Source organism: Mucilaginibacter gilvus (assembly GCF_004054195.1).
GTDB lineage: Bacteria > Bacteroidota > Bacteroidia > Sphingobacteriales > Sphingobacteriaceae > Mucilaginibacter > Mucilaginibacter gilvus.
On sequence record NZ_SBIW01000002.1, the window covers coordinates 369,593 to 395,446 of the forward strand.

Below are 25,854 nucleotides of genomic sequence, written 5' to 3' on the forward strand. Positions count from 1 at the left end.
AGTTAAATTTTTTATACTAAATAGAAGAAGGTAAATACGAATACCCATACAAGATCTACAAAGTGCCAGTAAAGACCCACTTTTTCGACCATTAAATAGCTACCGCGTTTTGCATAAGTACCAACCAGCACGTTTATAGTGATGATGATATTGATAACTACACCGCTAAATACGTGGAAACCGTGGAAACCTGTTATGGTGAAAAACAAGTTTGCAAATTGCTGCGCGTAGGTACCGTATGTAGCTTCTTTGCCGCCTTTAAACAGGTGTTTAAGCTCCTCTACATTCGGGATACTTCCCCACCAAAAACCTTCGTGGTGTAAGTGTGTCCACTCTAATGCCTGGCAGCCTAAAAAGGTAAAACCACCTATAATAGTTGCAAGCATCCACCAAAGCACTTCTTTCTTGGCCATACGGTGACCGGCTTCTACAGCCAATACCATGGTTACCGAACTCATGATGAGTATAAATGTCATTAAGCCCACAAATACAAGCGGTGCGCCGTGTTCTATACTTGTTAATGGTACCGATTGGAATACCAGATCGGGAGCTGGCCAGCTTGCAGAACTAAAACGCAAAGCGCCGTAAGAAATTAATAACGAAGAAAAGGTAAACGCATCCGACAGGAGGAAAAACCACATCATCATTTTACCGTACTCCACATCAAACGGTGATTTACCGCCAGACCATGGTGTGGATTTTACTTCATCAATAGGTGATACTTGTGCACTCATGTGTTTGTTAATATTGGTTCAAAAGTAAAAAAACATACAGATAAATCCATATAATATCGACAAAATGCCAAAAAATAGAGGACATCTGCATTCCAAATAAATTTTTAACCTGCGGCTTGTTCCCGTAAGTACCCCTAAGCGTATTAGCTAAGAGCAAAACACCGGCTAAAATGTGTAATAAATGCATCCATATAAATACATACACAAAAGATTGCGATGCATTTGGGTTGCTGAAATAAATGCCCATGCCGGGCAGCAATACTAACCACGCGTAGGATTGTATAGCAAAAAATGCTACGCCCAACAATATGGTTATGGTTAAAAAAAGACGTTGTTTTCCAAATTGCACTTCGCGCGCGGCTTTGGATGCCAGGTACATGGTAATACTGCTTATCACAATGATAATAGTGCTGTACGTGAAAATAGCGGGCAATTTAATATTGATGCCTGTACCGTGGCCACCGCTGTATACGATAAAACCACTGGTAAGCGCGGCAAAGAACATGAACGATGTAAATACGAATACCCACATGTTGAATTTCTTCGGCGCAAACTGGTGCTTATCTTCCTGTTCTATATTAGCCATCATTTCACTTTTCCTATAAAATCAAACAAAAACATTAATTGCACAACCGGTAAATAATAAAAAGAGCCAAACATTAACTTACGGGCCGCAGTAACTTCCAGCGTACGTAAAAGGTTAAATGCCTGGTATAAAAACAGCAGGCTCATTGCTAATGATACGCCGCCTACATAATAACCGCCGTAACCATAAATAGTTGGCAATAAACTCACCGGCACCATTATAATGGCAAATATAAAGGTTATTACGGCGCTGGCCTTATCTCTTTTACCTGTAGGCAATAAGCGGAACCCTGCCAGCTTATAATCATCATCCAGCACCCAGGCAATGGCCCAAAAATGCACAAACTGCCAAATGAACTGAATGCTGAACAGTATCAGCGCGATCTCGTCTATACGGCCATGGGGCTGCCCGGCCACGTATCCAATTAAGGCAGGCAATGCACCCGGTATAGCGCCTACAACCACCGCTGTTACTCCGGACCTGCGTTTTAGCGGCGTATACACAAACGCATATAATAAGATAGAGAACACTGACAGTAAGCCGGTAAGGATATTTAAACTACCTAAAAGATAAGTACCCAACATCCCCATGCCTAAGCCTAATACCAAGCCCTGGCCGGTGGTCATACGTCCGGCAGGCATTGGCCTGTCCATGGTACGCTTCATTAACTTATCGGTCTCCACTTCAATAACTTCGTTAAAGCTGTTTGCCGCCGAAGTAACCAGGAAACCGCCTACAACCAATTTTACCCAGTTGAGCCACATGGTACTGCTGTAAAGCGAGCCCCAGGTATCACCACCGTTTGCCTTCACAGCGATGATAAACGATATGGATGCCGAAAACGTTACCAAAAAGGTAAGCCTCAGTTTTATCAGTTTACTAAAATCGGCCCACTTCATCTGTTCGCCCCCTGTAAATTAGCCGAACTGTATAAATTCAGCAGTAAATAAAACTGAGCACCAAAAACCAAGCTTGCCAATACAATATGTGCTGCCTGTGCGTAAGGCGGTAAAGCCCAATATGACAATAAGATGCCGGTCACAATCTGTAGCATCAGCATTAAAAAGGTAAAGCTCATTAACTGCTGCTGCATAGAATGCCTGCTAAACGTACGGCGGATCAACGCGTATAAAACAACGTTGAGTATTAACACAATCACGGCCATGTCCCTGTGCTGCGAGAATATTTCTCCCGCTCGGGACGTCCAGCTATCGCGGTAACTGCCTTCTAAATGGCTGGCCACCGCGTCTATCTTTTCGCGTACCTCGGTGCCAAAGGTTATCTGCAATATGCTTAAAGCCAATACCAATACTGTAAGTATGGCAATAAACGGCTTTGTTGTAAGTTTATATCGCCCGTTAACTTTAGCCATGTGGTACGTAGCTATGCTTATAGCAAGTATGGCCAAAGCCAGTAACATGTGCACGGTAACTATCCAGGCTACTAAGTTAGTTGATACCACTATAGAGCCCAACCACCCCTGAAAGCCTACCAACAACAAGTTTATTATACTCAGGATAACTATTAATTTACTACTCTTCCAGTAGTTAAAAGAGTAGATAACCGCCAGAAACAAAAATACACCGGTAATAGCACCTATTAAACGGTTGATATACTCCGTCCAGGTGCGTGCGCTATTAAACTCTTCGGGCACCAGTATCGATCTGTCGTTACGGATGCGCATAGCCATCTGGCTGTAACCAAATATATCCAGCATTTTGGCAAACTTCTGGTTTTTGGCCAGGCGTTTATCGGCATAAACCTGTTTGTAATTTGCAGGCAATTCTGATATAGTTGTTGGTGGCACATACCGCCCAAAACATTTTGGCCAATCCGGGCAGCCCATACCAGAACCTGTGCTGCGCACAACCCCTCCTGCCAATATCAATACAAACAGCAGGATGATAGTAAGTAAGTTTATTTTTAGAAATCTGTTCCCGGATACGTTACTGCTCATTCAGAATATTTCTAACAAATTAGGGTAACTGAATTTATTAATTTGAAGATTCTCTGATTTGAAGATTTGAAAATTATTTTCATTTTCAAATTCACCCATTTTCAAATCTTCAAATTTGAAATTCAACTACCCTAAAAGATCAGATCAGTATTAAATTATTTTACTTCTTCGTTGCTTTTTTGAGTACTGGCCCATTTAGCATGTGCTTCTAACCCGGCCGGGTTGTCTTCAAAATCATGCGGCAGGTTAGAGCTCATGGTTTGCGAAAGCGGAACGGTTTGTGGTATAAAGTCCTCTTCTGCACCAGGCTTGCTGTAATCATAAGGCCAACGGTATACAGTTGGTATCTCACCATGCCAGTTACCGTGGAAATGCTCTATAGGGGCTGTCCACTCCAAAGTGTTTGCCTCCCATGGATTTTGTACAGTTTTCTTACCCCAAAACATGGAATATATAAAGTTAACCAGGAATGCAACCTGTGCACAAGCCGCCATAATAGCTGCCCAAGTGATAAATGTATTTACAGATAACCAGCGTTTCATCGATTCAAATTCGGTGAAGGCATAGTAACGGCGGGGTACGCCATCAAGCCCCATAAAGTGCATCGGGAAGAACACCAGGTACGCGCCTATAAAAGTTAGCCAAAAGTGCAGGTAGCCTAATTTCTCATTCATCATGCGGCCATACATTTTAGGGAACCAGTGGTATACACCGGCCAACATACCAAATATTGCAGCTGAACCCATTACCAGGTGGAAGTGGGCAACCACAAAGTAGGTATCGTGCAGGTTGATATCCAACGCGGCGTTACCTAAGAAGATACCGGTTAAACCACCAGAGATGAAGAAAGAAACCATCCCGATGGCAAACAGCATAGCTGATGTAAAGCGGATGTTGCCGCGCCATAAAGTAGCCAGCCAGTTAAATGTTTTTACTGCCGATGGTACGGCGATGATCAGCGTAGTGATCATGAACACACCACCCAGGAACGGATTCATACCCGTTACAAACATGTGGTGACCCCATACGATAAACGACAGGACAGTAATACCTATTAACGAGTAAACCATGGCGTGGTAACCAAAGATTGGTTTACGGGAGTTTACAGACATTACTTCTGATGATATACCCATTGCAGGCATAATTACGATGTACACCTCGGGGTGACCCAGGAACCAGAACAAGTGCTGGAACAATATAGGGCTACCACCTTCAAAAGGCTGCGCGCTGCCGCCCAGTACGATCTCCGAAAGGTAGAAACTTGTACCAAAACTACGGTCGAATATTAATAATACCACACCGGCAACCAGTACCGGGAATGCCAGGATACCCAGGATAGCGGTTAGGAAGAACGCCCAGATAGTTAAAGGCATTTTCCAAAGATCCATACCTTTGGTACGCATGTTTAATACCGTACTTACGTAGTTGATTGCACCCATTAATGATGATGCGATAAACAGCACCATACTGATGAGCCACAACGTCATACCCATACCAGAACCCGGCATTGCCTTTGGCAGGGCAGATAACGGCGGATAGATAGTCCAGCCACCGCTTGCAGGGCCTTTTTGTACCAGGAATGAAGAAAGCATTACCACGCTGGCGGTAAAGAAGAACCAGTACGAAAGCATGTTCATGAATGGCGATGCCATATCACGTGCACCTAATTGCAAAGGTATAAGCAGGTTACTAAAGGTACCGCTTAGGCCGGCTGTAAGTACAAAGAATACCATGATGGTACCGTGTATGGTAACCAGCGCGAGGTAAAAATCGGCATTTAAACGACCACCGGGTGCAAAACGGCCCAATAAGGTTTCCATTAAAGGGAAAGCTTTATCAGGGTAAGCTAACTGGATACGAAATAATATAGATAATATCATCGCGATAACCGCCATAGTAATACCTGTAACCAGGAATTGCTTCGCGATCATTTTATGATCCTGACTAAAAATGTATTTACTCAGGAACGTTTCTTTATGATGATGGTGTCCGTGATCGTCTTCGTGATGAACTACTCCGTGATCTTGAACTGATAATGTTGACATACTCGCTAATCTTTTTGAATTAATTGTTTAACGCTAACCTGTTTTGTGTTGCGGCCGGTTTTGTTACGGCAAATTTCAAATCTTTTTTAACCTGGTCTGTGAGGTAAGGTTTTTGCTGTGCTAACCATGCCTGGTATTCTGACTCTTCAACCACACGTACAACTTTTTGCATGTTGTAATGTGCTGCCCCGCATATTTTATTGCAATATACAAGGTACTCGAATTTAGGATCACCTACTTTACGGCGCATTTCTGCGGTGGTAATGGTTGGCGTAAATTTGAAGAAAGTTGGCAAGCCCGGTACCGCGTTAAGCTGAACACGGAAATGTGGCATGTAAACGCTATGGATAACATCCTGCGCGTGAATATTTAATCGGATTGATTTACGGACAGGTAGATACATGGTATCAGCCTGCAAATCATCGTAGCTGAATTTATCTTTAAAGTCAACCCCTACTTTGTTTGTACCACTTACCAGTTTATAACTGGTTTCGCCTAAACGGCCGTCGGTACCAGGGTAGCGTAATTCCCATGCAAACTGGTGGCCTGTAATATCCACATTAATAGAAGCCTGCTCACCTTTAGCATCAAGCGAATTGGTAATTTGCTGCCAGGTAAAGAAACCAAAGATAACCAGGATGGTTAACACGATAGCCGGTGCAATGGTCCAAACTTTCTCGATAGTGTTATTGTGCGGCAAAAAGTGCCCGCGACGGTTTGCATTGTAACGGTAACGGAATAAGAAACCAAAAAGCAATACCTGCGTAATTACAAATACGATGACGGTTAACACGGTGGTTGTCCAAAACATCTCATCTATCTTTACACCGTGTGCAGAAGCAGACTCGGGTAATATCATAGCGCCTTGTACTGCAAACTCCCAATAAGCACCATACATACCTGCAACCAGGAATATGATACAGCAAATACCCATTACATTGTGCCAATTGATTGGCTTTTTGTTTTGGATCTGCTGGGTAAGATCATAAACACGCAGTATCTTGCCAACGATGCCTACAACAAAGCATATAATAACAAATATCAATACATAATAACCAGGGCCAAGCCAAACACTTGGTGTAGCATCGCCACTTGGGGCAGTTGCCGCCGCGTCAGTCGCTGCATCCTGGGCCATAAGCATGTTGGTGCCTAACAGCAGAAATGCAGCTAAAAGCGAGAGCATTTTTTTAGAACTAATTAAACTTTTAAATCCCATTTTATTGGTGGTTTTGAATGCTGTATTCTGTTGCAAATTTAATAATTATTATATGTGATGATGCAGGCTCTCTTGCAGGAACGGGTGTTTTTTAGGCACAAGTGATTTGAACCTGCTTAATGCGGTAAGCATCAGGAAAGTAAACAAACCTGCAAATGCTATAAAGCTACCTATCTCTTCTACACCAAAACCTCTGTTCTCTACAACGGTACCCGGCATAATCATCAGGTAATAATCAAGCCAATGGCCCGCTATAAGCAATATACAAGTCCACATCATGCGGTTTGTTAAACGTTTTGCATCACGAGACATCAGTAATAATAACGGAGACAGGAAGTTCATGACGATGTTTAACCAGAACCACCATTTGTACTCGGGTTCCCAACGCTTGAAGAAGTATACAGATTCTTCAGGAATGTTGGCATACCAGGTAAGGAAGAATTGTGCAAACCATACGTAGGTCCAAAAGATGGAGAATCCGAAGATCATTTTACCTAAACTGTGCAAATGGTTTTCCGAAAGCCATAAAAAATTACCCTTCTTTTTTAATAACACGATCACCAGTGCAATAATGGCCAAGCCGCTAACGTGCATGGCGGCTAAGTTATACCAGCCAAACATGGTAGAGAACCAGTGTGCCTCTAACGACATGATAGTACCGAACGCGAATATGGGGAAAGTGAAGCCAAAGATTACCAAAAATGTACAAGCCAGCGCAAAGCTTTTATCGTAATTGCGCATACCGCCTTCGGTATCCTCATCAGTAGAACATTTGGTTAAAGCGTATCCGAAGTAGCTATAAGCACCCAGGAATACGACTAAAAATCCGTAGAAAAAGCCTATAGTTAAAAACGGTGCCTTACCGGCTATTACCGCGTTATAGTTATGGTCGCCCACTATGGTTAAGCCGTGCGTGGCCCATGATGCATATAAGTAGGGCACCATTTGTTTTTTCCCCTCAAAAATCACTTCGTGGTGAGTAAACAAGCCCGCGGTAACTACTAAAATTAAAATCAAGCTTGCTATTGGCAATACCTTGGCAAAAGCCTGCGGTATTCTTATTAACGATGCAGACCAGCCCGCCTGTGCAGCGTATTGGTAGGCCAAAAAGAAAACACCGGCAGTGCAAACACATACCATGTAGTAAGACATAAGCAATAAGTTACTGAACATACGCTCTACGTGTACGCCGCCCAATACAAAACCTATTACAATGCAAATCGCACCAGCTACAAGGGCCACCAAACTCCATGTTTTGGCGCTCCCTGTAAATTCAAATTTCTCGTCAAAATTATTATGAGTCTTCATTAAAAATAATCTTATAATTTTTGTAATTGATGAACATACATAACTATTTTCCAGCGATCTTCAGGTGCTACCTGGGATGCGTATGAACCCATAGAGTTTACTCCATAAGTTATAGTATGATAAATTTTACCGTCGGTGAGATCCTTCATCGCACCACCGCGTGATGATTGCCCTTTAGAATAAGACGGCGGAGCAGGATAACCATGCTGAACAACCAAACCGTCGCCCTGGCCGCTTAAACCGTGGCAAGGAGAGCAAAATGTAGTGAACAACACTTTACCTTCGGCTAAATGCTTTGGCGTTTGCGCTATCAGGCTGGCTACTTCCAAACTTGCTTTATCGTAACCTTCACGTGTGTTAGGGTAATCAAAACGCTTAAAACCTACAGGAATAGTACCTGCCGGTGGAACCTGTGCGGTTTTACCATCCTTAAACTGACTGTTAGGTTGGTCCGGGTCGTATGCGGTATGTTCGTACATATTGGGGGCATATTCCCAGCCGGTACTGCGTTTATCCTTGCATGATGTGAATACGATCGATGCAGCGATAACGATAGCCGTTGTGCCCAATATTTTAAATTTATTCATAGCTAACATATTTTCTGTCGTTATGCTTTACTTCTACAGCGCCTGCTTCTTTTAATAAATTAGTGATATCCTCGTGTGGAACGTTGCCTTTGGCATTGATGGCGATAACAAAACGGTCATCAGTTGCACGCAGGTCCATTACCCTTGGCGCGCGGCCCGGGAAAAGGTGGGTAGCGGCAAAAAAGGTAAGCGTCATACCAAACGCGGTGAATAATATGGTCCACTCAAAGGTGAACGGTACAAAGTTTGGTATAGCGAAGTTTGGTTTACCACCAACGTTCATTGGCCAATCGTGTACAAGGGTGTAATACAATATGCTGAAGATAACTGTCATACCCAAGCAGCCGAAGCAAAACGCCGCGTAGCCAAGCCTTGATTCTTTTACGCCCAGTTTATCCTCTATCCCGTGGATAGGCATAGGGGTGTAAACATCGTAAATAGGGATACTGTTCTTTTGCAGCTTTTCTATCCCGTGCATCATGTCATCGGGATCATCAAATAAGCCTAATATGAATTTTGTACTACTCATTTTTATATTTTTTCGTAATCAGACATGTCAACACTATCGTATTTAACTAACGACTCTTTGTAATACTGCACTTCTACAGGATCGAGGTGTCCTTCCTCTATTTCTTTCTTCTTAGCTTGCTCACTGGATGATTTCAACAATAACTTCACTTCTGCCATAGCTACCGAAGGTAACACCCTGATAAATAACAGGAACATGGTGAAGAAGATGCCGATAGAGCCGATGAACACACTTACGTCAACCCAGGTTGGGTAAAACATAACCCAGCTCGAAGGAATATAATCGCGGTGCAGGGAAGTAACGATGATCACGAAACGCTCGAACCACATACCTATGTTAACGATGATAGACAAGAACCAGGAGAACTTGATGCTTCTGCGCAATTTGCTCGACCAGAACAACTGGGGAGAAATTACGTTACAGCTCATCATACTCCAGTATGCCCACCAGTACGGGCCGGTCGCGCGGTTGATGAAAGCGTATTGTTCGTATTCTACACCAGAGTACCATGCAATAAAGAACTCGGTAATATACGCCACACCTACAATTGAACCTGTAAGCATGATGATTTTATTCATCGATTCGATGTGGAACATCGTGATGTAGTTTTCTAAACCTAATACCTTACGCGTAACCAGCAATAGTGTTTGCACCATGGCGAAACCCGAGAAGATAGCACCCGCAACAAAGTATGGCGGGAATATGGTTGTGTGCCATCCCGGTTCGAGGGATGTAGCAAAGTCGAAGGATACGATAGTGTGTACCGAAAGCACCAGTGGTGTAGAGATACCGGCTAATATTAGCGACACGGTCTCAAAACGCTGCCAGGTTTTTACCGAGCCTGTCCATCCGAAAGAAAGGATAGAGTAGATACGGCGGCGTAAACCCGTTGCCCGGTCGCGGATAGAAGCGATATCCGGCAATAAACCTGTGTACCAAAATAATAATGATACAGAGAAGTAAGTAGAGATAGCGAACACGTCCATCATCAACGCTGAGTTCCAGTTTACCCAAAGTACGTACTGGTTTGGCAGTGGCAAAGTAAAGTATGCTAACCACGGGCGGCCCATGTGCGCCACAATATACGTGGCCGCGCAAATTACCGCGAAGATGGTCATCGCCTCGGCAGACCGGTTAATGGAATTTCGCCAGTTTTGGCGGAATATTAATAGTACCGCGGATATAAGCGTACCGGCGTGACCAATACCTACCCACCATACGAAACCGGTGATATCCCAGGCCCATCCTACTGTTTTGTTTAAACCCCATGCGCCTAAGCCGAACCAAAAGGTGTAGCTGATAGATACAACCCAAAGTAACGAGCCTAAAGAAGCGACAGTAAAGCCTATCCACCAGGCTTTATTAGGTTTATTTTCTACAGGGTTTAAAACGTCGTTAGTGATCTGGGCATAGGTTATACCTTTGCCCGTAATTAACGGTTCCCTGATTATTGATTCATTGTGAGATGCCATATATTATAAATCTCTTGTAATAATTAAGCCTGTAAATCTGATAATGTGTTCCTTACTTTTACTTGGTAACCAATGCCCGGTTTTACGTTAAGTTCTTCCAGTACATAGTAAGTCCTTTCACTGTTTAAAGCTTTTGAAACTTCAGAGTTAGGATCGTTACGGTTACCGAAAACGATAGCGTTTGCAGAACATGTTTGCTGGCAGGCAACTTTAACCTCACCATCGGCCAATGGACGTTTTTCTATCTTAGCCTTTAACTTACCGGCCTGGATACGCTGAACGCACATCGAGCATTTTTCCATTACCCCACGGAAACGGGTGGTAACGTCAGGGTTCAATACTAATTGTGTGTGTTCGTTGCTCAGGTAGTTATCAAAGCGGCTATCGTTCCAGTAGTTAAACCAGTTAAAGCGGCGCACTTTGTACGGGCAGTTATTTGCGCAGTAGCGTGTACCAACGCAACGGTTGTAAGCCATTTGGTTTAAGCCTTCGCTTGAGTGTACAGTAGCTAATACCGGGCATACAGTTTCGCAAGGTGCGTGATCGCAGTGCTGGCAAAGCATAGGCTGGTGAACTACAGATACGTTCTCGAAGTCTTTCAACTCATCTATTTCTCTCTCTTTTGTAACATTGAACTCGCCTTTACCATTATCGTAGCTGTAGTAGCGGTCAATACGGATCCAGTGCATTTCGCGTCGACGGCCAACTTCATCTTTACCTACAACCGGGATGTTGTTTTCGGCGCTACAAGCTACCACACAAGCACCGCAACCGGTACAAGCGTTAAGGTCAATAGCCATAACCCAATCGTAAACAGGACGTGAGTGACTTGCGTCATCTACGCTCTTTTCCCAAAGGTCATACATTTTCTCTTGTTCGCCTTCTTTGCCACTACCTGCTGCCGGGTTCTTTTTGTACTCGGTAAAGGTTGCTTCGCGGATAATATTTCGGCCCTCAAAAGAGTGGTGCGTTTGTGTTTGCGAAAGCGGAAATATATCGCTTGTTACATCTACAGATACTGCCGAGGTAGTTTGGAACGTACCATTCAGCAGGTTATAGAAAGGATATGCATTTTTACCAACGTTGTTACCAACAAGGCCTGCCGCAGTACGGCCATAACCTACGGCTACCGATACTGTGCCCCTTGCCTGGCCCGGTTGAGATAAAACCGGTAAGCTTACCGAATACCCGTTAACGCCTTTTATAGTTACCACCTGGAACTCGTCAAGCCCAAGGTCTTTGATATCAGATGGCGACATGGCCGCAAAGTTATCCCAGGTAACTTTAGATACCGGATCCGGCAGCTCTTGTAACCAAGGGTTGTTTGCTTTTTTACCATCGCGCATGGCGGGTGTTTGGTAAACCTGTAACTCGTATTTACCACCTGCAGCAATTTTTCCACTTTGGCTTAGTATGGTTTGTGCAACGGCGTTAAGGTCTAAAGCAAAGCTGTAGGTACCTGTTGCAGCCGGCGCCGCGTTAATAAAACCTTTTTGTAAAAGGGCTTCCCAACCAGCCTGGCCGGCTAAAGCGCCTTTGGCTAATAAGTTGGTTTCCCAGTTGGCTCTTAAATAAGTATAGTAAGTTTTAACCGCGTTATCGCTCCACAGCAACAGGCTTTCTTCGGCCTGGCGGGTGTTATTAACCGGGTTAATAGTAGGTTGTACTACGGTGTAGTAACCTTCTATCGCGCTATCATCACCCCACGATTCCAGGTAGTGGTGGTTAGGCGCAACCGCGTTACATAAAGCTGCGGTTTCGTCGTCATGATCTGAGAACGTTACTTTAAGGCGAACCTTTTTAAGCGCGGCCTCAATATCTTTAGTGTTGTAATAATCGTAAGCGGGGTTTGCATCCAGGAATAATACCGCATCTACCAAACCAGCTTTCGCGTCAGCTACAAACTTGGTCCAATCGGTATCGTTACCGGCATACTGGCGTGATGGGTTATCCAAATCAATAGTAGCACCGTAGCTGCCCAATAGCGAGTTGATGGCATTTACCAGTGTTTGCACCGATACATCGTTAGAACCGGCAACAACCAGTGATCTGCCTTTTGCTGCTAAGAGCTCTTTTGCTACTAAAACGATCGCTTTATCGGCATTCGCGTTAGTTAACTTTTTAGAACCCGGTAAAGTTGTACCTGATAATGCATTGTACAAGTTCATCAGCGCCACACCATCTTCCGATGGTTTTATCGGCATACGAACGTCGGCATTGGTACCTGTCATGCTCATCCCGCTTTCAAACTGGATGTGGCGCGACATTTTCTTTGCTTCCAGGGATTTGTTATTCCTGTTTTTAACGTATTGTGATGTAAATTCCTCGCCAGAGATCCATGTTCCAAGGAAATCGGCGCCAAAACTTACAATTACATCAGCTTTATCAAAATAGTAGTGCGGCAATACGGCTTTACCAAAGCTGTTTTTGTTTGCCTGGATAATGCCTGTGTAAGATACTGCATCATAAGTAACATGGCTCGCAGTAGGGAACGCGGTAATAAAATCAGCAATAACAGCTAACGTAGATGGGCTGTGTACGGTTGATGATACAATGCTTATTCTCTTGCCACCGGCTTTAATAGCGGTAAGCTCGTCCTTAACAAATTTATCAAGTTGTGGCCAGCCTGTTGGGTTGCCATTTAACTTAGGGTCTTTTACGCGGCTGGTATCGTACAATTCAAGTACCGAAGCTTGCGCCTGCGCACTTAAACCGCCCTTTGATAAAAGGTCACCAGGGTTACCTTCAATCTTAATTGGCCTGCCTTCGCGGGTTTTTACAAGTATCGCGCTGCCGTCATAAGTTGATGAATAGTAGTTAGCTATACCCGGGGTAATTTCCTCAGGTTTTACAAGATATGGTATAGATTTGTGTACCGGCACCTTTTGGCAAGCTGCCAAAGTAACCGCACCCACACCAAAGCCAAGCGCCTTTAAAAAGTCGCGGCGGGGTGTTTTTGCAGACAACCCTCCTCCACTTAATACCTCTTCAATAGGGATCGCCTCCGCAAACTCGTGTTTATTTTTCTCAACAAATTCTGGCGTTCTGTTTAGTTCCTCTAAACCTTTCCAGTATTTTTTATTGCTATCCATTTAAGCTATATAAACTGTAATGTTAAGTTCTATTTCGTTTATTAATAATGGCACTTGGCGCATTCGATACCGCCTAATACATCAACTGTAGGTTTTTTGCCTTTTTTGATAGCATCGTGCAATGCAAGTATCTTATCGTAGTAACCGTTTCCTTTGTAGTTAACGTTGGTGCGTTTGTGGCACTGTATACACCATTTCATGGTAAGCGGCGAGTATTGGTATACTTCCTGCATTTCCTGTACTTCACCATGGCATTTCTGACATTTGATGGCACCAACAACAGTGTGTTGCGAGTGGTTAAAGTAAGCCAGATCTGGCAGGTTGTGTACACGCACCCACTGTATAGGATGTGCTTTTGTAGTATCGTATTTTTGGGTCTGCGGATCGTAACCCAAAGCATCGTATATTTTGTGGATCTCAGGAGATTCAGTTTTAACGGCCTTGTGGCAGTTCATACAAACGTTTAACGATGGTATAGAAGCGTTTTTAGATTTGAACGCGCCGGTATGGCAATACTGGCACTCCAGTTTCATAGTACCCGCGTGCAGTTTGTGCGAATATTTGATAGGTTGTACCGGTTGGTATCCCTGGTGAACGTTAGTGTTCCACATAGTTACCCAGCTCATGCTGCCCATAGCAACGGTACCGCACAGCACGATGAAGAAAATAAGTTTTTTATTCTTCAGCGCTTTTTTAACTACCGCTAATTTATCGCCTTTTACTTTTTCTTCGGTTTCTTCTTCTTCAACCAATAAACCTTTGTTGCTTAACAACAAACGCTCGAGCGTTGCAATAACCTTGTTTAAAACGAGTATTACAATGAAGGCAATTACTATAACGCCGATAAGCGCGAAAATAGCCAAGCTGCTTGGGCCCGAATCTGCAGCTGCGGTAGCTCCGCCGGCAGGCGCTTTGGCTTTATCAGCCTGCTGTTTTTTCCAGTCGTCGCGTACATAAGCTATAACGTTAGCTACATCCGCATCGGCAAGTTCGGAAAAAACCGTCATGCCTGCCTGGTTGTACTCATTATAAATTTTGAGTGCCTTAGGGTTTTTTGCAGCAATTAATGCCTGGTTGTTCTGGATCCACTTGGTTAGGTAAGCATCATCAGTTTCCTCAGTAAGCTGCGGACCCAAAGCGGGGCCCGTCATGCGCACATCTATCTTATGACATGCTGTACATTTGGCTTTAAAGATGGCTTCTCCCTTAGCTGGATCGGCTTGCGCGTTGGCAGTAAGCCCGCATAGCGCCATGCCTGCTACCAGCAAAACCGACTTAGAGAACTGTTTAAGAATCAATGAGATATTTCTCATAAAGTGTATTTATGCTAAATAATTATGTAGTTAATGTGATAAACTGACGTAAAGAAGTATGTTTTACCCGCTTTTTCAGCCACAAAAGTAAAATTTATTACAGTATCACTGACAAATTAATGACACTAATATCTAATTTATAATCGTTCTAAACAAATTAAAAAAGCCCTTTAAATGGCTAAAAAGGGCCTTTTTGCGTTTTTGAATGATATTTAAAAAAGAATCTTTTTTTGAAATATTCCAAAAAAAGTGTTATTGTTTTAATATCCAGGCAAAAATAAGTGGTGCAACAATGGTTGCATCAGATTCTACAATGAATTTTGGGGTATTGATATCCAACTTGCCCCAGGTTATTTTTTCGTTTGGCACAGCACCTGAGTATGAGCCGTATGAAGTTGTAGAATCGGAGATCTGGCAGAAATAACTCCAGAAAGGGATCTCCGGCATTTCCATATCCTGGTAAAGCATTGGCACTACGCATATAGGGAAATCGCCCGCAATACCACCACCTATCTGGAAAAAGCCAATGCCCTTTCCGGTGGAGTTTTCAGGGTACCAGCCAGCGAGCCAGGCCATATATTCGATACCACTTTTCATCGTAGTTGCCTTTACTTCGCCTTTGATAACGTACGATGCAAAGATGTTACCCATGGTAGAATCTTCCCATCCCGGTACAACAATTGGCAGGTTGGCTTCTGCTGCGGCCAGCATCCACGAGTTTTTAGGGTCTATTTCGTAGTATTGCTCCAACTCGCCGCTCAGCAAGATTTTGTACATAAACTCATGCGGAAAGTAACGCTCACCTGCTGTATCGGCATCCTTCCAGATCTTGTAAATATGTTTCTGCAAACGGCGGAAAGCCTCTTCCTCGGGGATACAGGTATCGGTTACGCGGTTATAATGGTTCTCTAAAAGGTCCCACTCATCCTGCGGGCTCAGGTCGCGGTAGTTAGGTACGCGTTTGTAATGCGAATGCGCTACCAGGTTCATGATATCCTCTTCCAGGTTAGCGCCTGTACAGCTAATGATATCTATTTTCCCCTGGCGGATCATCTCGGCAAGGGAAATACCCAGTTCGGCAGTACTCATGGCACCACCCAGGGTAACCATCATTTTGCCGCCTTCGGTAAGGTGGGTTTCGTAGCCTTTGGCTGCATCCATTAACGCTGCTGCATTAAAGTGCAGATAATTTCTTTCGATAAATTGTGATATAGGGCCTCTTTCTGTGCTCATATTTATTTATGCTGATTATTTTGCAAAAGTAGGCATTTTGAGCACAACAGAATTTTAATTTGAAAATTGGGTAAAACAAATGCTTAAACTTTACCTTTAGCATCACTACTACCTTATGAAAAAAATCATTATTGCGCTGTTTTTAACAGCCTTTTTACAGCCCGTATTCGCGCAGAACAGCTTTCTGCCAAAATTCATCCGTAAGATGTATTTTGATAAAGATAGCAGCAAAAAAAGCAGTTTTGTAATACTACCCGTATTAAGCACCGCGCCCGAAACCGGCTTGGAGCTTGGCGGTGCAGGCCTGCTTTCTTTTTATACCGATACCCTCAACCGCAACACACGTGTATCTAACATCTTCGCTTACGCTACCATAACCACAAAAGGGCAAAGCCGCTTTAGCCTGAGCACCAATTACTGGACACCCCAAAACAAATATCACTACATAGCCGCCATCTCCTACATCAATTTCCCCTTTGATTTTTATGGTGTGGGCAACAATACTTTAAAAAGTAACGCCGACCGCCTGGGCCTGAAGCGCTTTAAACTGGCCATGAATGGCGAAAAAAAGATCTCGCAAAACCTGTACATCGGCCTGGTTGCGGGCGGGTTTGATTATCGTTTTACGGATGCCGATAAAACCGGCGTATTTGAAACCGACCCTGCCATTGAGGGCCGCCACGGTGGTACAACAATTTACGCGGGGCCAACCCTGATATTCGATAGCCGTAACAACAATACCTACACCACCAAAGGCGCTGTCATCACCAGTTACCTCGACCTGATGAAAGGCATCGGCAGCAACAGCGGTTACAGCGGCGGGTTATTAAATATCGAGTATGCGCAGTTTTTCTCGTTAAGCAAGCGCCTTGTTTTGGGTTTTAACGCGCAGGAACAAAGCCTTACAGGCAGCCAGTCGCCATTTTATTTGATGCCTGCCCTGGGCAGCGACGAAATAATGCGCGGCTACTACAACGGCCGTTTCCGCGACCGTAACCTCATAGCCGCCCAAACCGAACTACGTTACCGTATTGGCAGCCGCATTGGCCTGGTTGGCTTTATAGGCACCGGCCAGGTATGGAACAGCACCTTTAGTTTTGATGAACTAAAACCCAACTACGGCGGCGGCCTGCGCTATTTCTTCGATACCGAAAAAGGCTTGAGTGTCCGCGTGGACTACGGCGTGGGTGAAAAACGGGCTAATGAGCCGAGGTTTAGCGGTTTATATATTGGTTTGGGAGAAGCGTTTTAGCAGATGTGCAGATGATTGATTAACTTTGATTAAAAATAGAAGCGATGCAACTGTCAGACCTTGATTTAAATAAAACCTACAGTTATGCTGATTACCTTAAGTGGACATTTGAGGATAGGCTTGAACTGATAAAAGGAAAGATATTTAAGATGACGCCTGCACCAAACCTTTATCATCAGGACATATCGGCAGTTATTTCCGGCGAATTGTATAGTTACTTGCGTGGCAAACCGTGCAAAGTTTATAGCGCCCCTTTTGATGTAAGGCTTCCACGTACCGGAAATATAAACGAGAAGATTTACACCGTAGTACAGCCCGATATATGTTTAATATGCGATAAGGCAAAACTGGACAAACGAGGCTGTATTGGCGCACCGGATATTATAGTAGAAATACTTTCGCCTGGCAATAACCAAAAAGAGCTTCGTAATAAGTATGAAGTTTACGAGGAATCGGGCGTTTTAGAATACTGGATCATCTCCCCCCAGGACAAAACTTTTCTAAAATATGTGTTAGTAGAAGGGAAATACCAGCCATCAAAATTAATGACCATTGGCGATGTGATAACTACGCCGATACTACCCGGATTTGAATTAGACCTTGAAACCGCTTTCGAGGGTGTATAAGAGATGTGCAGATAAAAGAAACAGGCAGATGAGGGCCTCGCTATTACTCTCCCTGATGAATTGAGGTGTACTTTTTGCCATCCCAATAAATCAGTATTCCTGCTGATGGTTCGCCCTCTTCTAACGAATAAGCATTTATTGCGGTATGTTGTAATTTTACCTTTTTACTGCCCGAGATATCGCCATCATTACTAAACAGCGTCTGATAAGCAATATGCTTCTTATAAAGCTCCCAACCGTTTAGCCAATTGGTATCATTAAAATCTTCATTGGTAAACTTATAGCCCGCGCCTAACATAAAATATTTGCGCTGTCCACCGTTGATGACGAGAATGCCTTTCTTCTTGGTTTTTTTGTCGATTACCTGAACAGCAACATCTTTTAAACGATCTCCATTAAAGTGCGCCTCCAAAAAACCCGGCTTAAGTTTTGTATCGATGTTATACTTTTCTTTTAGCTTTTGGACTTCAAACGATTTGGTAAACCAAACGGGCATTGGCTGCGCAAATGTTAAAAAAGGAACAAATAAAAACATCAATCTAATCATATGTCATCCTCATTTGCAGATCTGAAATCTGATATCCGCACATCCTTCTAAAATCTTATTTTAAAATCTTCCTTCACCCCACCTGTTTTAAAAAACACCAACCCTATCCAAAACAGATCAACCGTTACAGTTACCTGCGGGTTGGCCTTTATTTGTGCCCAGGCTTGTTTCATGCCCTCGCTCCAGTAAATATCGTCAAATATCAGCATGGTGCCTTCATGTACTTTGGGCAGGCATTGATCAAAGTAGTTTAGGGTTGCCACACGCTGGTGGTTCCCATCTATGTATACAAAATCCAGTTGCTCCTGCTTGCCTAAAACACCCTCCAGGGTATCATCGAAATTACCGGTTACCAGGTTTACATCTTCCAGGCCCGCGCTCTTAAATACCTCTGTAGCCACTTTAGCCGTTTCGGGGCACCCCTCCAGTGTATATACTTTGGCATCGGGTGCAGCCTCGTGCAGGTACAGCGTAGTGATGCCCAGGCAAGTACCCAGTTCAACAATGTTTTTGGGGGTGGCAAAGGCTGCGAGGCGATACAATAGCTGGGCAAGTTTTGGCGGTTTAAGCGCGTTAATAGTGATATCGCTTATCTTTTTCTGGTTGTTCTTATTAACCCGGGAGCCGGCACCAAGATCGGTAACGGTGATCACACGGTCATCAACCAGCAGGTTATCGCGCTCTTTTTCTATTTTGTCGTAGGCGGTTTTGTGCTTGCGGTCGTAAATAACTTCGTCAACCAGTTTGTAAACAAACGGGGAGTGCAAACCATGACGGTTTTTTGACGTAAGCCTATGAAAAAAGAAATCTTTTGTAAACGTTAAATTAGACATCGGTTTAAATTGGAGCAAAATTATACAAACTTTAGTATTTTAGCGGATAGAGACATGATAAATCCAAAAGAAGTAAACTCCCTGATCAGACTGCTCGACGATACCGACGCGGAGGTATACGAACATGTGCACCAAAAGTTACGTTCTTATGGTACTGAAGTTATCGAATATTTAGAAAGCGCCTTCGAACAGGCATTTGACGCTATTCAACAAGAGCGAATTGCTAACCTGGTTCACGAGATACAGTTTGGCACGGTAAAAAACGATCTGCAGTTGTGGTTCCATGGTGGGGCGTTCGATCTTTTGCAGGGCATCCTTATCATCAACCGCTACCAATACCCCGACCTGGATGAGCAGAAGGTAATTAACCAGATAGAAGCCATTAAACGCGATATATGGCTGCAGATGATGAACGAGGCGAGCCCGGTGGAGCAAATAAAGCTGATGAACCATGTGTTTTACAGCATCCACGGTTTTAGCGGCAACACCACCAACCACCGCGATGCGCAGAACAGCTACATCAGCCAGGTGCTTGAAAGTAAAAAGGGGAACCAGATCTCGCTGGCTATCATCTATTCCATCATCGCCCAAAAATTGGATATCCCGGTATACGGTGTAAACCTGCCGCAGCACTTTATTTTGGCCTATATGGACGAGAGCCAGGAAACCGAATTTGAAGGCGGCATCCTGTTTTACATCAACGCTTTTAACAAGGGTTTTATATTTGGACGGCGCGATGTAGATATGTTTTTAAAACAGCTGAATCTGAAATTCGATAAGCAATTTTACGAACCCTGCTCCAACGCAGATATTATTAAACGCGTACTGCGCAACCTCATCAGTGCGTACGAACACGCCGGCGCTACCGAGAAGGTAGATGAATTGAATGAGCTGCTGGGGATATTGGAAGCCCCCCCCGCCCCCTGAAGGGGGAGCTTTTGATTTGCTTAAGGTCATCAACTTTGGTTCCCCCTTCAGGGGGTTAGGGGGCTTTGTCCCATTTTTTCGCCCTTTCGTCCCATTTGTTTTAGCGGCTTAATTGGCGGGGTTATCTTGCGGCATAATTTTATATCAACATGATCACCCTTATCCAAAAACCTGTCGACATTAAAAAAATAGAGCTCTGGGGAGCCGGCCTTATCTATGGGTTTGTTTTACTGCTGTTAATTGCGCGGGTAGCCGATAGCAACGTAAACGTGGTATGGACGCAGTACAGGTACCTATTCGAAGAAAACCACTTGCACTATTCCTACTCCAAATATTTCTTCTTCCCCATGGTGGCGCGGTATACGCTGTACTTCTTTTCGTTCCTGCTTTGGAATTTTGTCATTATTCCCTCGCTGATAGAAAAGCGTAAAACCACGTTAATGATCATATTGGCCGTTGCGCTCTTCGGAGCGATTTGGCTGTTTTGCGGCATTACAGATACCTGGCTTAAAGGTTACCTGTTTTACCATCACACGCCGGAGTATGTGTACAACCTTGTGTTTAAAACAAACCTTATTTACGCTATATGGGTAACCATGATGCTTACGCTCTATAGCCTGATAAAGCATGTGGCGAATTACTTGCTCAACAATACCGACCGCATCCAGTCCGAATACAAAATGCTTACCCGCGATAGTATTGTTGCTTTGGTACTTTGGATGTTGCTGATATTTTCCTTGCTGCTGATAGATGCCAATATTGATATCATCGGCCTGGTGTTCGTGTTCGTACCTGTAGCAATCGGCCTGCACGGGCTATCTACCTATAGCCTTATACCGGTCACGCTTGCCAAAGGGAAACGCTTTATGCACTACTGGGCTAAAGTGCTTATGATAGTAGCGGCGGTATCTATCCCGGCGGGGTTTATTTTGGCAGTTGCTTTACGACGGCACGAGGCGGTGTTTATTACGCTGGGCTTTAACGCCATTTTCCAGCTTTTGGTAACAACCACATTCTCGTGGATCACTTACAAACGCCGCATGGCCGGCACTGCCGAGATCCTGAACTTAAAAACAGCCCTCGGCACTTCCGCCGCCAACCTTGATTTTTTGCGCTCGCAGATAAACCCGCACTTTTTGTTTAACGCGCTAAACACCCTTTACGGCACCGCCATACAAGAAAATGCCGACCGAACCGGCGAGGGCATCCAGCGCCTGGGCGATATGATGCGCTTTATGCTACAGGAGAACATGCACGAAAAGATCTTGCTTAACCGGGAGGTAGACTATCTTAACAACTACATCGCTCTGCAAAAGCTGCGCACCCAAACCTCACCCGATATTGATATAGACGTGCAAATAGAGGACTATATCCTGGGCCTGCAAATCGCCCCTATGTTGCTCATTCCGTTTATAGAGAATGCTTTTAAACATGGCATCAGCCTGCGCGAGCCATCGCACATTAAAATAACCTTGCAAACTAAAGAGAACACACTATATTTTGATGTGCATAACAGCATCCATACCCGTCCTGATAACGACCCTGAAAAAGGCAAAAGCGGTATTGGACTGGTGAATGTAAAACAACGGTTAAAACTGCTTTACCATAACAAGCACGAGTTGATCATCCGCGAAAACGCGAGCGAATTTTTTATACATTTAACCATTAATCTGACCTGATATTTTGATAACCGCTGTAGCCATAGACGACGAACCTTTAGCCCTTGGAGTGGTGCGCTCCCATGCGGCTAAGGTTTCGTTCGTTGATCTGAAAGCCGAATTTACCGATGCCTTTAAAGCCATGGAATACCTGCAGCATAACCCGGTTGACCTGCTGTTCCTCGACATAAAAATGCCTGATATCTCTGGCATCGACTTACTCGCCTGCCTCAGCAAAAAGCCGCTGGTGATATTCACCACCGCCTATACCGAACACGCCGTTACCAGTTTTGAACTGGATGCGGTAGATTATCTGCTCAAACCGTTCTCGCTGGCACGGTTCACCAAAGCCTGTAATAAAGCTTACGAGCTTTACAACTTCCGTAATGCCAAAGAAGATAAAAAGGATTACCTGTTCCTAAAGACGGGGTACGAGCAGGTGAAGGTAATGTTTGATGACATCTGCTACCTGGAGGCAACCGGCAACTATGTAAACTTTGAACTGAAAGATAAGCAACTCCTCTCCCGCATGACGATATCTGAAGTGGAGAACCTGCTGCCAGCCGATCAGTTCATCCGCATCCATCGCTCATTTATAGCTGCGGTAAACAAAGTGGAGAAAATAGAGCGGCACCAGTTGGTGGTAAACGGCGCGGTGCTACCTGTGGGGAGTTCTTATTACCAGAATTTGGCAGCGGTGAAGTAGCACCATTTATTTTAAGCACGCCTGCATGAGGGTTTACAAAAGTTTACACTTTTCAAAAGAAAAATTTATAATCAATTGATTATAAGACATTTAAATAAAAGTAAGGGTTTACACTTTTTGCCGATACTTAAGTAACTGAAAGTCAAATTCGGTGCTGTTTAAAGCGCTTAACTAACGATATAGGAGTTCTGGGCACTCAAAAAATCCCCATCCACAATTAAAAGCTTAACGCCATTTTTTGAGATAGAACGGTGCGAACTTGCATCATCAGAAACCACATAGCTCATCCCCGCAGTTAGGGTAAATATTTCGCCGGTTTCCAGCTCGCTTTCAAATTCGCCTTCCAGGCAGTGCACAATATGGCCTTTCTGGCACCAATGGTTGGCAAGGTAGCCGGCAGAGTATTCTACTAATCTTATTCTCAAACCAGGCAATTGCAGTACCTGCCAAAAGGATGTACCTGTGGTGCCGTGGTGCTCTTCTTTGGGGATGCTATCCCATTGGATGGTTTGGAAGGGGATGCTCATTTTACAACTGAAGTTAAGCCCTCTCTCCATGAATAATACATGCCTTGAGAATATGCACGTTTGATATTTGATTTATTTACCCAATTGAACTTTTGAAGAAAATAGCGTTCAAATTCTTCCTTAAATTCGCTGTCTTTTATCGTTTCGCATTCATCGGCAATTTCGGTGAGCCGACCAATGATAAAGCTGCTGCTATCGTCCAGTGCATCTTTGCAAATACTACTGTACAGAGTTATTTCCTCATCAGATAAGAAACCGAATTTATCCTTTAGCCTGCTATTGACGGGTTGAAGCCAGTTTTCGCCAAACTCCATAGCCATTTTGAATCCTTTATTTAGGATTTTCTCGCGCGATGGATGGGCCTTTGCAAACAAGCCGGATATTAAACCCATCGTTTTACTTCTTCAACCAGCCATTCGCATCCATCCATGCTGCTGCCCAATCAAACCATTTCTCTTTGGTGGTAGGGTTTGGCATCCCGAAACCGTGACCGCCGTTTTGGAAAAGGTGCATCTCCACTTTAACCTTCGCGTTGGTTAGGGCCTCGTACATCATTAAGCTGTTCTCTACAGGTACTGCGCCATCGTCCTGGGCGTGTATTAAAAATGTGGGTGGCGTGTTTGGTGTTACCTGTTTTTCGTTGGAGTACAGATCTATCATTGCCTGTGATGCGTTCTTACCGATCAGGTTATCGCGCGAGCCGGTATGCGCCTTTGGCCCGAAGGTGATTACCGGGTATATCAGCATCATAAAATCCGGCCGAACGCTGATGTTATCCTTGTTCTCTATTACTACTTTATCAAAATGCGTACCTGCTGTTGATGCCAGGTGGCCACCCGCAGAGAAACCGATAATACCTATGCGGTTGGGGTCCACACCCCAAATGGCTGCCCCTTGTCTTACAATTTGTATGGCACGCTGGGCATCCTGCAGGGGGCCGATGGTTTTATCTACCATGATCTCATCAGTAGGCAAGCGGTATTTTACCAGGAAGGCGGTAACGCCAATGTTGTTAAACGCTTTTGCAATATCGGTACCTTCGTGTTTGTTGGCCAGTCCGCCATATCCACCGCCCGGGAAAACAATTATGGCCGCACCGTTTGCCGTTCCTTTTTCGGGCAGATAAGGCGTAATGGTTGGTATGCTTACCTTGCTTATCCAATTATTGCGGTCGGTTACTTCAACATAACCAGCTGGTGTTGGCTTGGAATTTGGCACCCCTTTAGAATATAAAGGCATAGGGCTTTGCTGGCTGTAAGCAGTAAACGTAGTAGCGGTCAAAATGAGGGCGGTTAAAATGTTCTTCATAAAAAGATCCAAAGAATTGGTTGCGGCAAGTTACAAAACTGAAATAAAAAACGATGCTGCGATATACAGCATCGTTTTTTATTTTGTCACATGCAATTTGTCAATCCTTAACTTTTCGGCCCGCCAAATTCCATCAGGTACGATTTTAAAAACTCGTTCAGGTCGCCATCCAATACGGCGGCGGCATTGGAAGTTTCATGATCGGTACGCAGATCTTTCACCAGCTTGTACGGGTGCAGCACGTAGTTGCGGATCTGAGACCCCCACTCAATTTTCTTTTTATTGCCCTCAACCGCGCTCGACGCCTCGGCGCGTTTGCGCATTTCGGCCTCGTATAACTGCGATTTCAGTAGCCGGATAGCGTTCTCTTTGTTCTGCAATTGCGAACGGGATTCCTGGTTTTTAATGATGATGCCCGATGGTTTGTGGTATAAACGCACGGCGGTTTCCACCTTGTTTACGTTTTGCCCGCCCGCACCGCCTGCACGGAAGGTTTCAAACTCTATATCGGCATCCTTTACCTCTATCTCTATAGTATCATCTACCAGCGGGTAAACGTAAACTGATGCAAACGAAGTATGGCGCTTAGCATTAGCATCAAACGGCGATACGCGCACCAAACGATGTACACCGTTCTCGCCTTTTAAATAGCCGTAGGCAAAATCGCCTTCCAGCTGCAGGGTAACGGTTTTTACACCAGCCACATCACCGGGCTGGTAATCTTGCTCGGAAACTTTGTAGCCGTTTTTGTCGCCCCACATAATGTACATACGCATTAGCATAGCGGCCCAGTCGCAGCTTTCGGTACCGCCGGCACCTGCGGTAATTTGCAGTACCGCGTTAAACTGATCTTCCTCGGCGCTGAGCATGTTTTTAAACTCCAGCTCTTCTACCGCGATAGTCGCGGCTTCAAACTGTTCTTTCATTTCTGCCTCGGTGGCATCGCCGCCCTGGAAAAACTCGAACAATACGCCGGTATCTTCAACTACCGATACGACCTTCTGGAAGGCGTCGGTCCATATTTTTTTTGTTTTGATGGAAGCGAGAACTTTTTCCGCCTCTTTAGGATGATCCCAAAAATTGGGGCCAATGGTTATTTCCTGTTCCTGGTGCATCGCATCGAGTTTGGTATCGATGTCAAAGATGCCTCCTCAGGGAAGTTGTTCTATCCCTTAAATCCTGAATATTTTCTTTGGTCATGCAGCAAATATAGTTAAAGGTTGGAAAGTTGTAATGTTGGGAGGTTGAAAAGTTAAGGCGGGACTTATTCTTGTTGGAATGTTTAAAAGTTGTAACGCTAAAGGTGCCATTAATTATAAAACGGCAGAGCATAAAATCTTTCAACGTTTAACGTTCAACCTTCCAACAACTCCACCCCACAAAAAAAGCCTGCCATGA

24 protein-coding genes are annotated in these 25,854 nt (G+C 44.3%); 5 read left to right on the forward strand and 19 right to left on the reverse strand.

Annotated elements, in window-relative coordinates; all coding sequences use genetic code 11:
• Positions 1-11 precede the first annotated feature (11 nt).
• The 13 genes from EPL05_RS04870 to EPL05_RS04930 form a co-directional block, all read right to left on the reverse strand.
• On the reverse strand, positions 12-734 hold the full coding sequence (locus tag EPL05_RS04870) for a cytochrome c oxidase subunit 3 (protein ID WP_128532654.1): 723 nt from the start codon (positions 732-734) through the stop codon (positions 12-14).
• A 7-nt stretch (positions 735-741) separates the two neighbouring features.
• Positions 742-1,323 (reverse strand): cytochrome c oxidase subunit 3, encoded by a 582-nt coding sequence (locus EPL05_RS04875; RefSeq protein ID WP_243837216.1) that lies wholly within the window; start codon positions 1,321-1,323, stop codon positions 742-744.
• Positions 1,320-2,219, reverse strand: a complete 900-nt coding sequence (cyoE, locus tag EPL05_RS04880; protein WP_128532656.1) for a heme o synthase — start codon at positions 2,217-2,219, stop codon at positions 1,320-1,322. The genes EPL05_RS04875 and cyoE overlap by 4 nt, the downstream gene beginning before the upstream one ends.
• On the reverse strand, positions 2,216-3,277 hold the full coding sequence (locus EPL05_RS04885) for a COX15/CtaA family protein (protein ID WP_128532658.1): 1,062 nt from the start codon (positions 3,275-3,277) through the stop codon (positions 2,216-2,218). Before EPL05_RS04885 ends, cyoE begins: the two co-directional genes overlap by 4 nt.
• 155 nt (positions 3,278-3,432) lie before the next feature.
• Positions 3,433-5,322, reverse strand: a complete 1,890-nt coding sequence (locus tag EPL05_RS04890; protein ID WP_128532660.1) for a cytochrome c oxidase subunit I — start codon at positions 5,320-5,322, stop codon at positions 3,433-3,435.
• 19 nt (positions 5,323-5,341) lie between these two features.
• Positions 5,342-6,538: a cytochrome c oxidase subunit II gene (locus tag EPL05_RS04895; RefSeq protein WP_128532662.1), complete on the reverse strand. Its 1,197-nt coding sequence runs from the start codon at positions 6,536-6,538 to the stop codon at positions 5,342-5,344.
• 48 nt (positions 6,539-6,586) lie between these two features.
• Complete coding sequence (locus EPL05_RS04900; protein ID WP_128532664.1) at positions 6,587-7,846, reverse strand: quinol:cytochrome C oxidoreductase; 1,260 nt, start codon at positions 7,844-7,846, stop codon at positions 6,587-6,589.
• A gap of 11 nt (positions 7,847-7,857) precedes the next feature.
• Positions 7,858-8,433: a c-type cytochrome gene (locus EPL05_RS04905; protein WP_317127881.1), complete on the reverse strand. Its 576-nt coding sequence runs from the start codon at positions 8,431-8,433 to the stop codon at positions 7,858-7,860.
• On the reverse strand, positions 8,426-8,962 hold the full coding sequence (locus EPL05_RS04910; RefSeq protein WP_128532668.1) for a DUF3341 domain-containing protein: 537 nt from the start codon (positions 8,960-8,962) through the stop codon (positions 8,426-8,428). The genes EPL05_RS04905 and EPL05_RS04910 overlap by 8 nt, the downstream gene beginning before the upstream one ends.
• A 2-nt stretch (positions 8,963-8,964) precedes the next feature.
• Positions 8,965-10,434, reverse strand: a complete 1,470-nt coding sequence (gene nrfD / locus EPL05_RS04915; protein WP_128532670.1) for an NrfD/PsrC family molybdoenzyme membrane anchor subunit — start codon at positions 10,432-10,434, stop codon at positions 8,965-8,967.
• Positions 10,435-10,457: 23 nt separating this feature from the next.
• Complete coding sequence (locus EPL05_RS04920) at positions 10,458-13,526, reverse strand: TAT-variant-translocated molybdopterin oxidoreductase (protein ID WP_128532672.1); 3,069 nt, start codon at positions 13,524-13,526, stop codon at positions 10,458-10,460.
• 41 nt (positions 13,527-13,567) lie between these two features.
• On the reverse strand, positions 13,568-14,839 hold the full coding sequence (locus EPL05_RS04925) for a c-type cytochrome (protein WP_128532674.1): 1,272 nt from the start codon (positions 14,837-14,839) through the stop codon (positions 13,568-13,570).
• A 252-nt stretch (positions 14,840-15,091) separates the two neighbouring features.
• A complete protein-coding gene (locus EPL05_RS04930; protein WP_128532676.1) occupies positions 15,092-16,072 on the reverse strand; it encodes a deoxyhypusine synthase family protein in 981 nt (326 codons plus the stop codon).
• A gap of 115 nt (positions 16,073-16,187) precedes the next feature.
• Between EPL05_RS04930 and EPL05_RS04935 the strand changes: the two genes are divergently transcribed.
• Together EPL05_RS04935 and EPL05_RS04940 are read left to right on the forward strand one after the other, a co-directional pair.
• Positions 16,188-17,324 (forward strand): BamA/TamA family outer membrane protein, encoded by a 1,137-nt coding sequence (locus tag EPL05_RS04935; RefSeq protein ID WP_128532678.1) that lies wholly within the window; start codon positions 16,188-16,190, stop codon positions 17,322-17,324.
• A 44-nt stretch (positions 17,325-17,368) separates the two neighbouring features.
• The gene (locus EPL05_RS04940; protein WP_128532679.1) at positions 17,369-17,950 is read left to right on the forward strand and encodes a Uma2 family endonuclease; all 582 of its coding nucleotides are present in this window, start codon (positions 17,369-17,371) and stop codon (positions 17,948-17,950) included.
• A gap of 43 nt (positions 17,951-17,993) precedes the next feature.
• Here EPL05_RS04940 and EPL05_RS04945 read toward each other — a convergent pair whose 3' ends face one another.
• The gene (locus EPL05_RS04945; protein ID WP_128532681.1) at positions 17,994-18,485 is read right to left on the reverse strand and encodes a hypothetical protein; all 492 of its coding nucleotides are present in this window, start codon (positions 18,483-18,485) and stop codon (positions 17,994-17,996) included.
• 59 nt (positions 18,486-18,544) lie between these two features.
• Positions 18,545-19,330 (reverse strand): O-methyltransferase, encoded by a 786-nt coding sequence (locus EPL05_RS04950; protein WP_128532683.1) that lies wholly within the window; start codon positions 19,328-19,330, stop codon positions 18,545-18,547.
• Positions 19,331-19,384: 54 nt separating this feature from the next.
• On the opposite strand from EPL05_RS04950, the gene EPL05_RS04955 reads away from it, so the two are divergent.
• The 3 genes from EPL05_RS04955 to EPL05_RS04965 all read left to right on the forward strand — a co-directional run bounded on the left by EPL05_RS04955 (position 19,385) and on the right by EPL05_RS04965 (position 22,621).
• Positions 19,385-20,257 (forward strand): transglutaminase-like domain-containing protein, encoded by an 873-nt coding sequence (locus tag EPL05_RS04955; RefSeq protein WP_128532685.1) that lies wholly within the window; start codon positions 19,385-19,387, stop codon positions 20,255-20,257.
• A 149-nt stretch (positions 20,258-20,406) separates the two neighbouring features.
• On the forward strand, positions 20,407-21,936 hold the full coding sequence (locus EPL05_RS04960) for a sensor histidine kinase (RefSeq protein WP_128532686.1): 1,530 nt from the start codon (positions 20,407-20,409) through the stop codon (positions 21,934-21,936).
• A gap of 4 nt (positions 21,937-21,940) precedes the next feature.
• Entirely contained in the window at positions 21,941-22,621 is a 681-nt protein-coding gene (locus tag EPL05_RS04965; RefSeq protein ID WP_243837217.1) for a LytR/AlgR family response regulator transcription factor, read from the forward strand.
• A 167-nt stretch (positions 22,622-22,788) separates the two neighbouring features.
• On the opposite strand, the gene EPL05_RS04970 is transcribed toward EPL05_RS04965, so the two are convergent.
• The 4 genes from EPL05_RS04970 to prfB all read right to left on the reverse strand — a co-directional run bounded on the left by EPL05_RS04970 (position 22,789) and on the right by prfB (position 25,656).
• Positions 22,789-23,148 carry a DHCW motif cupin fold protein gene (locus EPL05_RS04970; protein WP_128532688.1) on the reverse strand — a complete coding sequence of 120 codons (360 nt, stop codon included), beginning with the start codon at positions 23,146-23,148 and terminating at the stop codon, positions 22,789-22,791.
• Entirely contained in the window at positions 23,145-23,540 is a 396-nt protein-coding gene (locus EPL05_RS04975) for a hypothetical protein (protein WP_128532690.1), read from the reverse strand. The genes EPL05_RS04970 and EPL05_RS04975 overlap by 4 nt, the downstream gene beginning before the upstream one ends.
• A gap of 4 nt (positions 23,541-23,544) precedes the next feature.
• Entirely contained in the window at positions 23,545-24,456 is a 912-nt protein-coding gene (locus EPL05_RS04980; protein WP_128532692.1) for an alpha/beta hydrolase, read from the reverse strand.
• Positions 24,457-24,563: 107 nt separating this feature from the next.
• Positions 24,564-25,656 (reverse strand): peptide chain release factor 2 gene (gene prfB / locus EPL05_RS04985; protein ID WP_208394676.1). Its coding sequence is split into 2 segments (ribosomal slippage): positions 24,564-25,595 and positions 25,597-25,656, totalling 1,092 coding nucleotides; the frame shifts between segments, so codons are not numbered across the junction.
• Positions 25,657-25,854 lie beyond the last annotated feature (198 nt).